10 protein-coding genes are annotated in these 13,304 nt (G+C 42.5%); 3 read left to right on the top strand and 7 right to left on the bottom strand.

What is annotated here, in order from left to right:
• Positions 1–2: 2 nt before the first annotated feature.
• Complete coding sequence (locus C8D97_RS02745) at positions 3–455, top strand: response regulator (protein WP_109761810.1); 453 nt, start codon at positions 3–5, stop codon at positions 453–455.
• A complete protein-coding gene (locus C8D97_RS02740) occupies positions 452–2,188 on the top strand; it encodes a two-component system response regulator (RefSeq protein ID WP_109761809.1) in 1,737 nt (578 codons plus the stop codon). The genes C8D97_RS02745 and C8D97_RS02740 overlap by 4 nt, the downstream gene beginning before the upstream one ends.
• A 54-nt stretch (positions 2,189–2,242) precedes the next feature.
• On the opposite strand, the gene C8D97_RS02735 is transcribed toward C8D97_RS02740, so the two are convergent.
• Positions 2,243–3,697 (bottom strand): aminotransferase-like domain-containing protein, encoded by a 1,455-nt coding sequence (locus tag C8D97_RS02735; RefSeq protein ID WP_109761808.1) that lies wholly within the window; start codon positions 3,695–3,697, stop codon positions 2,243–2,245.
• 220 nt (positions 3,698–3,917) lie between these two features.
• Here C8D97_RS02735 and C8D97_RS02730 point away from each other — a divergent pair, with 220 nt between their 5' ends.
• Positions 3,918–4,847, top strand: a complete 930-nt coding sequence (locus C8D97_RS02730) for a DMT family transporter (RefSeq protein ID WP_109761807.1) — start codon at positions 3,918–3,920, stop codon at positions 4,845–4,847.
• 151 nt (positions 4,848–4,998) lie between these two features.
• Here C8D97_RS02730 and C8D97_RS02725 read toward each other — a convergent pair whose 3' ends face one another.
• The 6 genes from C8D97_RS02725 to pepP all read right to left on the bottom strand — a co-directional run bounded on the left by C8D97_RS02725 (position 4,999) and on the right by pepP (position 13,284).
• Positions 4,999–5,817: an alpha/beta fold hydrolase gene (locus C8D97_RS02725; RefSeq protein ID WP_109761806.1), complete on the bottom strand. Its 819-nt coding sequence runs from the start codon at positions 5,815–5,817 to the stop codon at positions 4,999–5,001.
• A gap of 202 nt (positions 5,818–6,019) precedes the next feature.
• Positions 6,020–8,020 (bottom strand): tetratricopeptide repeat-containing diguanylate cyclase, encoded by a 2,001-nt coding sequence (locus tag C8D97_RS02720; RefSeq protein WP_109761805.1) that lies wholly within the window; start codon positions 8,018–8,020, stop codon positions 6,020–6,022.
• Positions 8,021–8,271: 251 nt separating this feature from the next.
• A complete protein-coding gene (locus C8D97_RS02715; protein WP_210204831.1) occupies positions 8,272–9,099 on the bottom strand; it encodes a ceramidase domain-containing protein in 828 nt (275 codons plus the stop codon).
• A 148-nt stretch (positions 9,100–9,247) separates the two neighbouring features.
• Entirely contained in the window at positions 9,248–10,435 is a 1,188-nt protein-coding gene (locus C8D97_RS02710) for a UbiH/UbiF/VisC/COQ6 family ubiquinone biosynthesis hydroxylase (RefSeq protein ID WP_245411388.1), read from the bottom strand.
• On the bottom strand, positions 10,428–11,864 hold the full coding sequence (ubiH, locus tag C8D97_RS02705) for a 2-octaprenyl-6-methoxyphenyl hydroxylase (RefSeq protein ID WP_109761803.1): 1,437 nt from the start codon (positions 11,862–11,864) through the stop codon (positions 10,428–10,430). Before ubiH ends, C8D97_RS02710 begins: the two co-directional genes overlap by 8 nt.
• Before the next feature lie 103 nt (positions 11,865–11,967).
• A complete protein-coding gene (gene pepP / locus C8D97_RS02700; protein ID WP_245411382.1) occupies positions 11,968–13,284 on the bottom strand; it encodes a Xaa-Pro aminopeptidase in 1,317 nt (438 codons plus the stop codon).
• Positions 13,285–13,304: the final 20 nt, after the last annotated feature.

The raw sequence follows: 13,304 nt of genomic DNA, 5'->3' as shown, positions 1-13,304 counted from the left end.
CAATGGAACGTTCGGAAAACTTAATCCACATCCATATGTGTGATGATGATCCTGACGATCGGCTGCTGTTTGAAGATGCCATCGCTGAAGCTAATTTAATAAATGACATAAGTTTTACCGAGGACGGTCAACAACTCATGGACTTTTTAAATCGTCAAGGTGACTATAAAAAACTGCATGACAAGGAGTTGCCAGACATTATATTGCTAGATTTAAACATGCCACGCAAAGATGGTAGAGAGGCACTAAAAGATATTAAAGATACTCCCAACCTTCGTCACATCCCCATAGTTATTTTAACTACCTCGAAGCATGAAGAAGACATATTCAAAAGTTATAACTTGGGCGCAAGCTCCTACATCGCCAAGCCAGTAACTTTTGAAAAACTGGTTGATTTAGTCAAACAGCTTTCGAATTATTGGTTTAAAATAGTGAAACTTCCCGAAAACTCATGACGTCACCAGCAACACAAAAAGACAACTCACAAGTCATTCAGCTATTACTGGTCGAGGACGATGAAGATGACTATGTGTTAGTCGAGTCTTATCTTGATCAGGCTTATGACGGTAATATCGTCATCACTTGGGCAGACACCTATGAAAAGGCACAACAATTTATTGCCCAATCCAGTTACGATATCTATTTGATTGATTATTATCTCGGTCAACAAAATGGACTGGATCTAACCAAAGAAATTACTTCCAGTACGTTTGTGGTCAACGCTGTAATATTGCTTACAGGTCTTGATGATCACAAGATTGATCTGGAAGCTACGAAATCAGGCGCTATGGATTACCTGATAAAGCAAGAGCTCAGTGCCTCTATGTTAGAGCGCTCCATTCGATACGCACTAAGTCGTAAATCCATCGAAGAAGAACTGATTGCCATGGCGCAACACGATCCATTAACAGGACTGGCTAACCGTGTTAAATTTAATATGGCTCTGTCCGATAAAATTCAATACGCCAGACGTGAACAAGCACAGTTTGCGGTATTGCTGCTTGATCTTGATAACTTCAAGGAAGTGAATGACACACTCGGCCATACAACCGGTGATACTTTATTAAAAGTAACCGCTCGCAGACTACAAAAAAGTTTAAGAGACATCGATATGATTGCTCGACTCGGCGGTGATGAATTTGTCATTATTGCCGAGTTCAATAATATTGCGGAAGGTTCAGCCAATATTGCCGAACGATTAATTGAAGAACTTGCCGAGCCATTGGAACTGGATTGCCATCAAATAAATACCGGAGTTAGTATTGGTATTGCCATTTATCCGCACGATGGCATTTCACCAGAAGCTTTATTAAAAAGTGCCGATCTGGCCATGTACAAATCTAAACGGGGCGGCCGCAGCACCTACCGATATTATGATCCTGTTTTCGAGCTGGAACTGACACAAACCAAGCAATTGCAAACCGAGCTGCAACTGGCCATCGATTCCAATCAGTTTGTACTGCATTATCAACCTATTATCGATACCGAATCCGGTCGAGTCGTTAAGGCTGAAGCTTTAATTCGCTGGCAACACCCCAAAAAAGGATTACTGCCACCAGCAATGTTTATTCCTGCGGCCGAAAAAAACTCCATGATTATCACCATTGGCGAATGGGTACTGCAGCAAGCGTGTCGCGATTGCAAACAGTGGCAAACCATCGAGCAACTGAAAGATACTGGCGTCACCGTTAATTTATCTCCTCTGCAGTTTCGTGATGAAAACTTAATCCCCATTGTCAGCAAAGCCATTGCTTCCATTCAACTTAATCACAAACATGTCACACTGGAAATCACAGAAACAACCTTAATGGAAATTGGCGAAGACGTGATTGAAAGATTGACCATGCTGGATCAGCTGGGCGTTGATATTGCGATCGATGATTTCGGTACGGGATATTCGTCGCTGTCCTATTTAAAGCAATTTCCTGTATCAACACTTAAAGTGGATCGTTCGTTTATATCGGATATTGATGATGAAGACGATGATAAAATTATAACCAAAGCCATTGTTAACCTAGGCAAGTCGCTTAATAAAAAAGTGATTGCCGAAGGCATAGAAAAAAAAGGGCAGTTGGAGATTGTGAATCAACTGGGCTGTCATTTTATTCAGGGCTACCACTTTACCAAAGCCATGCCTTTTGAAGAATTTACCGATTGGACCCAAAAATTCCATAATAAACATTCATAGTTAAAGTTTTAGAATCAAATTCATCATTTAGTGGCACATCAAAACCATGACCAATCAATTTTTCGACTCTTGTATAAGCTGCTTTGTCAATCCACCTAAGGTTTTAATGGCCATGTCTAATTCATTACTCCACTGCAGACCAAAGCTGATTCGAAAACAACGTGAGTATTTATTGGTTGGTGAAAATATAGCGCCCGGAGCAATACTGATATTTTTCGATAATGCCTGATGAAATAAATTGACCGTATCGCAGCCGCCTGGTAACTCTATCCAGAGCACACCACCTCCCTGGGGGTCGCTGACACGAATCTCGTTTGGAAAGTAACGCTTGATGCTCGCAATCATTCTCTCCTTATTACAACATAAGGTTCGACGCAGCTTGACCATATTACGATCGTAATCACCACTGGCAATAAACTCCGATAACGTCCACTGATTAATGAGCGATGAAGAACACGACAATGCCCGTTTATAGCGCCGGGCGCTGTCGTTGTACCTGGAAGTTATCATCCAGCCAACCCGATAACCGGGTGCGGCAGTTTTTGAGAAAGAGGCGCAAGTGATCACCAGTCCTTTTTTTGAATAACCCTGCGCAGGAATACAACGTTTATCGGTAAAATACAGATCGCTGTAAACATCATCTTCAATCAATGGAATATTCTTTTGTTCAAGGATCTCCACCACTTTCTGCCGGTTTTCATCGGGCATACAGCTGCCCATAGGATTGCTGATGGCGGTCGAAAAAACACAGGCGGTTATCGACTGTTGTTCAATGGCTTTTTCCAGATCCTCTATCCAGATACCATCGTCGGGACAAACCGGAATTTCATAGGCCATCATACCCAGGCTTTCAATAAGCTCTAATATGCCAAAATAACAGGGCGACTCCACGGCAATTACATCACCTGCCTTGGCAACGCATTGTAGTGCAATGGCCAGAGCCTCCTGCGCGCCATTGGTGATCACCAGATCATCAGGATCCACTTTTAAACCAAAATCCAGATATCGATAGGCCAATTGTCGTTTTAATGGGGCAAAGCCATCCATGGGGCCGTAACTGATGGCCTGCGTACCGGCCATCGCCATTACCCGGCGCATGGTTCGCGCTAAGGTTTTATCCGAGGGGAACGCTGCAACCGGATTGGCAATGCCAAGTGGCAACACGCCTGGGGTATGAATAGCGTCGTAAACCTGTTCAATTAAAGACTGGCGCTTAACTTTTACCGGCTGACGCGCCAGACGTATGCGTTTCGGCGGATGATGATCGGACGATGCAGCTTTCAGGTAATAGCCGGATTTTGGCCTTGCTTCAATATCGCCGAGCCGTTCCAGTTCCTGATAGCCCTGTTTTACCGTAGGCACACTGACTTTTAATTTATCAGCCAAGCCGCGCAGTGATGGCAGCTTATCACCGGGCCGTAGTGTTTGTTGGGCTTTCATATCCCGGATCAGGTTTATTACCTGCTGGTATAGAAAATCTTCGGTTTCCCGTTCAACGGCAAAGGACATAATCGCATCTCATTACATTACAGGTTAACTTATTACGTCTAAGTATAACGCCAATCTGTATAGGTTACATTTTTATTTTTCTGTATATGTTATATAAACAGAAAATCTCTACACTATACCTCTATCATCGATTAGTGGCTTAATCACTTACATACTCAATCACTGCCATAAAATAAATCGAAAAATTAATGACTGGCTGAAACCAGAATGAGTTTTCATTATGAAAAACACTTTGCTGTACCTGACAACGGTTTTAATTTGGGGCACCACCTGGTTTGCCATTGAGTTTCAGCTTGGCGAAGTGGCGGTAGAGATTTCTTTATTTTATCGCTTTGCTCTGGCGGCAATACTTATGTGGGGATTTTGCTGGTGGAAAAAAGTTCCACTTGCACTGTCATTAAGAAATCACAGTTTTATATTTTTACTTGGCCTGCTGAATTTCAGTATGAATTACCTTGTGCTCTACTGGGCACAAAACTACCTGACATCGGCCATGACATCCATCGCCTTTTCAACCTTACTGTTAATGAATATCGTTAATACCCGAATCTTTTTTGGTAAACCAATAGCAGGGAGAATTATTATAGGCGCCCTGCTCGGTATTATCGGGATCATTGCTTTGTTCTGGCAAGATTTACAAGACTTCAACATTTCAAGTACCGCCATAATTGGTTTAATGCTTACCCTGTTTGGTACCTTTCTGGCTTCTCTAGGTAATATGGTCAGTGTCCGCAATACCGCAAATAAAATTTCGGTGATCCAGGGCAACACATGGGGCATGTTATACGGAACCATTGCCTTATTAATTTATGCCTTAATCAATGGTTCAGAATTTACTTTTGCCAGCCAGACCAGTTATTGGGTGTCATTATTGTATTTATCACTGTTCGGAACCGTGTTTGCCTTTGCCTGCTACTTTATGTTGTTTCAAAACATTGGGCCAGAAAAAGCCAGCTATGTAATCGTGTTATTCCCATTGGTGGCAGTGGTATTCAGTACGCTTTACGAAGGATTTGTTTGGCATCAGTCGACCATTTTAGGTTTTATACTGGTACTCAGCGGCAATGCCATAGTGCTAACACCCTTTGAAAAAATTCTTCGGCTGATAAAGCCAGTCGCAAAAGTAGACTCTTCACCTCACCAACCATAATCTCCTTATCTGTTTTCAGTGTGTACTCCAACACTTTGGCTGCCTTCGGGCAGCCTTTTTTTAGCACGGATGATAAATTTAAGATAAGTAAAACAGTTATCGATGACAAGTGGATTTTCGATGGAATTGTGAGGCAAAGCTTAAAGAACGATTAAGTTAATCGCTCATAATGTTTTTTTAAAATTGCTTCGGTTTGCTCAGCCTGTTGGAAAAATGCATTGTGGCCACCACCCGTCAACCATTCAATCTGCATGGTTTTATAATGCTCACTCATGATTTCCACAAGGGGTTTTGGGATCACCGTTTCATCTTCACCGTGGATCACCAAAATAGGAATCTCTTTCTGACAAAGCTTTTCTCTTACGGTAAAGCCGGTCAGTGTCGATAGATTATTGTTACTGGCATGGGGCTGATTGTAACGACGATTAATAATCTCTAAAAATGCATCGTCCAGATGACGGTTTGCAAAGTAATCATAATATTTTTGACGCTTATACAACACCGAGCCAGAATTCATATAGTCATCCAGATACAGGGCCATACTCTGCGCTTGCTCGCGATTAAATACTTGCATGGCATCAAGAGGATTTTGATCCAGTGATCCGCACAGAATCAATGATCTGGCCTGAACTAAATCATTCGCTACAGCAGCAGCCTGAATCATTCCACCAAGAGAGTGGCCACCTAATATGGGCGATTGCAATGAATAATGTGCCAGTAGTTCGGCATTCAATTGGATTAAATCATTAAAATGGTAATGATCTGGCGCGGGTGCTGAACGGCCGTGGCCGGGCAGATCATAACAAAGAGTACTGTGATCGCGTTCAGCAAAAAACTTAATCAGCCCTTCGCCACAACTGCTGTTTTGTGTATTCCCATGAACAAACACAAATGTTGGCTTGTCCGGATCCGCTGGGCAATAGTCGATCGCCAAGTCGGTAATTGAAAACGGGAGGGTGTTGCCTGACATATTAACTCTGTCCTTGATTGATATTTTTTCTTGATAGATTTGCAAAGTGATAGCTATTTTAAATAGTTACCTTGATACTTATCTTAACTTTTCCCTTCAGCATTATATCTAACAATAGTTTCAATAAAAATAATATTGTGCATAACTTATAGGAAAAATGAATGGTTAAAAGTCTACTTTAGATTAAGCAGACTGGATTGATTCACTCTGACTCAATAGCTGTGATCTGTTTACTTAATAAAGCCTGCTCCACGCTTACCTTTTGATCAATTATCGCCTGTAAACTATCGTGCTGTTTAATGCCAGTATTTTCAAATAAACACCAGCGGTTTCTGCCTGTATTTTTTGCCCGATATAAAGCGAAGTCCGCCAGAGTTAATAAAGATGTCCATTTTGGCTCTTTTTCCGCTTCAGTAAAGAACGGATAAGCAACAGCGCCTATGGAGCAGCTGATTGAGTGTTTTTTTCCCGCAATATAAAATGGCTTCGAATTAATAGCAGTTAGTATTCGGTTTATGTAGTTTGATGTTTCCTGCTGATTGCTAACATTCCCAGCAATAACAAATTCTTCTCCACCCCATCTCGCTAGCAAATCGGTTTCCCTGATAGAACTATTTAACCGTGCTGCAAACTCTATCAACACTCTGTCGCCAGCATCGTGACCGTATTGGTCATTAAACGCTTTAAAATGATCGATATCCAGAATTATCAGCGCCAACCGTTGATCCGACTGACGATCGCGCGCTCTTAAAACTTTTGCCAGCTCACGCTCAATATGCTCATGAAAAAACAATCGATTACCTACATTGGTTAACGCATCTTTATAACTCATTTTCTGGTATTGCTCAGATAATTTATGCTTAACCCGTAATCGTAACCAGATAATCAAAATAATAAGAACAGCAATAACACTGGACATTTTTAACCATAAGTTTCTATTCGCAATTTTCAGTTCTGCGCTTCTATTTTGTTCCGCCAGCAAAGCAATCTTATGCTCTCTTAATTTGGCGTTATTTTTTTCTTGCTCAACCGCCAGTACTTGAGCGCGCTTTTCATTGAACACCTGCCCCATAAGATCGACATACTGCTTAAGATAGTCGATACTTTTCTCATGATCTTGCTGTCTTTCAGTGGCCCATATTAAATCTTGCAAGGTCACAAGCGCTTTATCGTACTTTTTGTTATCCAGATAAAAGCTAAGAGCATCCTGATAAATATCCAATGCTTTGTTAAAATTACCTTTTTCTAACAACAAGTAAGCTTCCAGTTCTTTAACTTGTTTTAAGTATCCTTGCTCACCTCTGTTCTCAATGCTTTTATAAAGATCCGATAAATAGCTTTCACCTAATGTTAAATTGCCATCATCAAGATATAAGTACGTCAGCCAGTAAAGAATATCGCTTTTAATTCGAGGATACTGTTCTAGTCGATCATCATTTTTTACGTCGAGTAAAATGGATTCAGCCTGATTGCGATAGAATTTTTTACTTTCACCATCGGAAGATATGTTCTTTTTTGAAATATTGTAGCTCGCTTGGTTTGCCATATTCTGGAAGTAACCATAAATAGACTCTTCTACCAGACTTATTTCTATCGATTTTTCATTGTATTCCATAGCCGTGTCTAAATCGCCAATCGCTGCATTAACCGTTGCAATATTGCCATAAACAACCGCTACTTTTTCTTTATCGCCACTCCTTTCATATATCTCCAGTGCATTGGTAAATCGCTCAATTGCACTGTCGTAACTGCCCAAGTCCTGCTCCGCCAAGCCTATGAAGTTTATTACATCAGCAATATCGGTTATATGAATGCTAAGCTCGCCCTGATCCGTCTTTTCTGAAAGATCTTGTACATTGTATTCTTGCAACAGGGCTTCCCCACGTTGAATTAACGATAGAGAATCCAGTTGATAAAACAGTCGGGTTAGCTCTAACTTCTCAATATAAAATTTGGTTTTTGCATTGTTATGCTGTCGGTAAAAACTTTTATACACCGCCAGCCAGTTTTGATACTCATCAAATTGTTGAGCATAGAGTAGGTTTAAAGCTCTTAAATATAATGCTTGTTCGGCAATATAAAGATTATTATCAAGAATCGCTTTTGCGTAAATAAACTTAAGTGATTGCGCCAACTGATCAGGAGAGTTTTCATGTTCCTCAAGCGCTGTGTTCAGTTCTGAAGACAAATCTGCATTTGGCATCTGTTGGGCCAGAGAAGCGTTCGACAAAGAAACGATTAACCCTGCCAACACAATGACCCTAAGCTTTGCAAAAAAGTCCGCTACGATAATGAGGGGCTCCTCGTGGATTAATTCGTCTTAAATTGATTGAATAAAATCAATATTAAGTATGGCTTAAACTGGTTAATTTATAACCTTATCAGACCAATAATCTCAAATAGAGAACCTTATCGCAAGCAAATTGTGCTTAACCCCTGACAAGAACAACAATGCTATTGTTCTTTAGCAGTAAGATTAGAGTATGCTTTTAACAGCAATGCTATCCCCAATGCCGATAGAATATGTTTAATGCTGTGACCACTCAAATACACAAACGCATCGTGAGTTTCCTTGTCGTAATATTCAAACACTTTGGATAGGGCGTAAAATGCAATCAATAACCAATAACCGGCTTTACCTGAGTATTCACTGTGAAAAAATATTAATATGACAGGTATGGTTAAAATAGGAAAAAACTGAACAACAATATAGTAGCGCAAATCGCCCACGCCATTGAGCTCGGTAACATACCAGTAAAGAACGGAAAAAATACCCAACACCAACAGTGGCAACAATAATATTCGCCCCAGTTTTTCTGACACAAACTCAGTAACAATTACAGAGTAAAGCGCCATAAATCCAATGGTCATGGGCAACCTGTCCCACACCAATGTTTGATTATTCGGACCCCAATGATAGTAAGCCGATCCTAGGCCGACCATAAAAATTCCGGCAAAGAAAATTAAATAACCTAATCGATTACTTTGTGCGATCCGACGTTGTTTTGAATTTTTTAACAGTAAAATTACTCCAATCGCACCGACCAGTACAAAAGGTATATTCGACAAAACATTCAGTGCATTGGGAATTGAGAAATAAATAACACTGTCTGAAAACAAGTGGTAATTCGGATCTTGTGCCAACTTACCCATTACAGCTAGAGCAATAACCGAGAGCAACAATAATAATCCTAATAATATCAGCCCGATCATTTGCTTGCGTCTTGCTAAGTCTTCGGTTGAAATGTTTTGCTTATCAAGTTTGTTTGTATTGTTTAACACAATGCTCACCTTCCTTAGCGTCTTTTAGAACAATTATTTCAGAGCTATCATTACAGAACAATCATTTCAGAACTATTATTTCTGAGCTGACGTTTCCGATTTATCACTTATGAGTATTCGCTTCAGTGTTTTCACTACACAAGTATCGCTATAGACCCATCGCCTGTTTAACTAACTGATTTTTTAATACCGGACTGTTATTAATCGTACTAACACCCAGGTTTCTTGCTAGCACAATGACTGGGTGTTGTTGTTGATAGACCCAGTTAAGTGCGGTCATGGCTTTTTGTGTCAGATGATTATCGGCTTTTCTTGCCCGTTCAAAAGGTCGTAAATTCAGCAGTAATCCTATGTCTTTATTATTACGGTGTAATTGACTGATTTGCTCCGCCAGTTGCGCGGCATCGGCAAAGCCCAAATTAACACCCTGTCCTGCAAGCGGATGAATGGTGTGTGCAGCGTCACCAATTAACGCCACTCGTGGCTGCAAATATTGGTGGCTGTGGCGAGCAACCAATGGAAAGGACTGACATTGTGTAAGCAATCGAACTTTGCCTAAACGATAATCCAGCGCTGCGGCAATGCGTGATTGCATTTTTGCTTCTGGTAACGCCAATAGTTCGCTCGCCAATGACTGACTGGCCGACCAGACAATGGAACATTGTTTTGTATCTGGCAAAGGCAAGTAAGCTATGGGGCCACTGGTTAAAAAACGTTGCCATGCGGTGAACTGATGAGGATGTTCCGTTTCAATATTAGCCACCAATGCCAACTGTTGGTAATCCTGTTCACTGGTTTCAAAATTAAATGCGTCCCGCGTTTTTGACAAAGCACCATCAGCGCCAACCATCAATGAGGCCTCAATCCGATCACCCGTTTCAAGCTCGGCCAGAACCTTTGAATCGGTTCTTTCAAATGACGTAACTTTAGAAGGCATCACCGTAAGCCCGGAACGTTTGTTCGCCTGTTGCATTAACGCCGCTCTCAATAATTTATTTTCAACAATGCTGCCCAGATTTTCCGCTGCAATCTGCTGCGCGCTGAATTGCAATGAAGCGCTGCCATTGGCCTCCCACACATTCATATTCTGATAAGGCGTTATGCGCTGTTCGGGTATTGCTTGCCAGGCTTGAGTTTTTTCCAAAATCTGTTGAGACTTTTTTGAAATAGCACTAACACGGCAATCAAACTGATCAGCCAAGTCGGTTAAGCAATCGTCTACCGACTTCGACGGAAAAGGCTCAATCACCAACACTGAGACTGACTCGGGTAATAAGTTAGCCAGCGCCAATCCAACCATACCGCCACCGTTGATCATCACATCCACTTTATGCACCAAGGCAAGACTCCTTTTTATGATCCTGGTTAAGCGATGACAATTGGCTTTGGGTGATTAAGCTATTTAAAACTTCGGGCACCGGCATTTTATGAATATTACTTAGTGCTAATCCCCTTGCCAGCATTGGCATATCGTTTCGCAGTCCCATGGCTTTTTCCGCAAACCGGTGTTTTGCCGGCTTAATAATATCCAGCCATTTCAAACTTAAGTTTCGGGCCAGTACCAGCAAACGATTGCGATTGGCGAACAGGTGCGCCAGGGCATCGGTTATGGCCAGTGTTTCATCAATGTCTTTCTGCCTTTGTCGCCAGAAATATTCCAGAAGAGTTTGATCAGCCAGAGGAAGATTATAATGCCGAGCCAGAGCAATGGTTTCTGCGAGCTGTGCCACATCACGTAAGCCCAAATTAAAACCTTGTCCGGCCACCGGATGCCCACTGTGCAAAGCGTTACCAATAAACACGGTATTGTGCCGATAACCGCGCTGTAATTTTTGCAGACTCAGAGGATAAATGATCCGCTTACCCACCTGCTCGATAATGCCCGCCCGATAACCAAAACGTTGTTGCAACGCCGCTTTAAAACATTCATCGTCCATGCTTTCCATCGACTGGCGTTGTTCGGCAGAAAAGGTCCAGACCACCGAATAGCGGTTTTTCGATAAAGGTAACAGTGCCAGAGGTCCTGTATCGGTAAAACGTTCAAACGCCCAACCACTTAAAAGCTGTGAGGTTTTTATATTGCAGATTGCCGCCATTTGCGGGTAATCGAACCGCTGCTTTGCAATGTTTAACCGTGTTGCCATTGGTGACTGAGCACCATCGGCAGCAATGATTAACGGGCTGGATAATTGAACCCTTTGTTGTTGCTGTTTTAACGTGATAATAGATAGCTTTGTATTTTGGCTGTGCTGTTTATGATCCAGAGCAACCACTTCGGCGGGCGCAATAATGTCGATGCCTCGTTGCGTCAACTGCTGATGCAAAACCTGACCAAGCGCCCGGTTTTCTACCACATACCCAAGGGCCTCTTGCTCATAGTCTTCTGCATGCAGCCGACACATCCCCATATGCCCTTTGTCTGACACATGAATATGCTCGATGGGTTCAGACACGCTCGACAGTTGCGACCAGATACCCAATGTTTCGAATATTTTTTTTGATCCGTAGGACAGCGCGACACTGCGATCATCAAAACTGGGAGAAGGCGACTGCTGAAACGCTACCGCATCCACCATGGCAATGGACAGTGCCTGATCGCCTTGAAACTGGTCGTCTTGATGTGACTGAACAGTCGATAGCGCCAGAGCCATACTGGCACCAATCATGCCGCCACCAACAATGATCACATCGTAATGTGTTGTATCGACTAAATGTGTTGGCTGTTCAACCTTGTTATCGGTCTGCACACTGTTTTCCTTATCCATACCCTACGATACTTTAACTCAAGAAATCTTTAACTCTGGAACTATTCAACGGCTATAAGGCTCTTGATACATTCTGTACTCTCTGCAAACCATTGCGACTGACTTAGGCACTCATAGACATAAGGGTTTCAATTTCTTCAACGGTTTTTACCACTCCCGCACTCAGGACTTCATGCCCGTCTGAGGTGACCACAATATCGTCTTCGATTCGAATACCGGTACCGCGGTATTTTTTAGCAACCGCCTCATCGTCTTTTGGAATATAGATGGCCGGCTCCACCGTCAACACCATTCCGGACTCCAGCATTCTGGGTTCACCATCAATGCTGTAATCGCCCACATCGTGAACATCAAGCCCAATCCAGTGACCGGTTTTATGCATATAATACTGTTTGTAGGCTTCCTGCTCGATCAGTGTTTGCTTGTCGCCTTCCAGTATACCAAGCCCGATCATACCTTCAGTTAATACATCCACCGCGGCTTCATGAGGCTGCATCCAGTGATTGCCCGGCTTTACGGTTTCAATGGCGGCAAGTTGTGCTTCCAGTACCAAGTTATACAGCTCTTTCTGTGCCGGGGTAAACTTGCCATTAATGGGGAAGGTTCGTGTGATATCCGAGGCATACCCCTGATACTCGGCGCCTGCATCAATTAACAACATTTCGCCATTTTTTAATTTACTCTGATTTTCGGTGTAGTGCAGAATGCAGGCGTTATCACCACTGGCAACAATCGAAGAGTAGGCCGGAAAACGAGCGCCCTGACGGGTAAATTCGTAATGCAGTTCAGCTTCAATTTCCAGCTCGGTCATGCCCGGTTTACACACTTGCATGGCCCGTTTATGAGCATCTGCGGCAATCTCCGCGGATTGTTTCATTAACTTCTGTTCCGCCGCCGATTTAATCAGTCGCATATCATGCAACGCATGGCGCAAATCGATAAATTCACCGGGAGGCTGAGCGCCTTTTTTCACCTGCGATCGAATTTTATTCACCCAACTCATAATCTGATTATCGAGTCCGGTATTCTTGCCCATTTCATAATAAATACGATGGCGCCCTTCCATCATTCCGGGCAATATTTCATCGATATCATCAATTGGAAAAGCATCATCCGCGCCGTATTTTTCACAGGCGGCTTCAGGCCCAATACGCCGACCATGCCAGGTTTCCTGCTGAGGATCTTTATCATTACAAAACAGCACAAACTCGCCATGTTCGCGACCGGGTATTAACGCCAGAACGGCATTAGGCTCCGGAAAACCACACAGATAGTGAAAGTCACTGTCCTGACGAAACATAAAATGGGTATCGCGACTGCGAACCAGCTCCTGAGATGAGGCCACTATGGCGATGCTGCCTTGTTCCATTGTTTGCATTAAATTATGGCGGCGACGGGCAAATTCTTGCTTAGTGATCACAACTGACTCCCAACAGATTG

It is taken from the genome of Pleionea mediterranea, from assembly GCF_003148745.1.
Taxonomy (GTDB): domain Bacteria; phylum Pseudomonadota; class Gammaproteobacteria; order Enterobacterales; family Kangiellaceae; genus Pleionea; species Pleionea mediterranea.
Note: the sequence above shows the minus strand (reverse complement) of the source record. Positions and strands in the feature narration are given on the sequence as shown.

Bases quoted from the DNA above. Each gene is read 5' to 3' on its own strand.
- ubiH (WP_109761803.1), bottom strand. From the start codon at position 11,864: ATGGATAAGGAAAACAGTGTGCAGACCGATAACAAGGTTGAACAGCCA.
- C8D97_RS02735 (WP_109761808.1), bottom strand. From the start codon at position 3,697: ATGTCCTTTGCCGTTGAACGGGAAACCGAAGATTTTCTATACCAGCAG.
- C8D97_RS02745 (WP_109761810.1), top strand. From the start codon at position 3: ATGGAACGTTCGGAAAACTTAATCCACATCCATATGTGTGATGATGAT.
- C8D97_RS02740 (WP_109761809.1), top strand. From the start codon at position 452: ATGACGTCACCAGCAACACAAAAAGACAACTCACAAGTCATTCAGCTA.
- C8D97_RS02730 (WP_109761807.1), top strand. From the start codon at position 3,918: ATGAAAAACACTTTGCTGTACCTGACAACGGTTTTAATTTGGGGCACC.
- C8D97_RS02725 (WP_109761806.1), bottom strand. From the start codon at position 5,817: ATGTCAGGCAACACCCTCCCGTTTTCAATTACCGACTTGGCGATCGAC.
- C8D97_RS02720 (WP_109761805.1), bottom strand. From the start codon at position 8,020: ATGCCAAATGCAGATTTGTCTTCAGAACTGAACACAGCGCTTGAGGAA.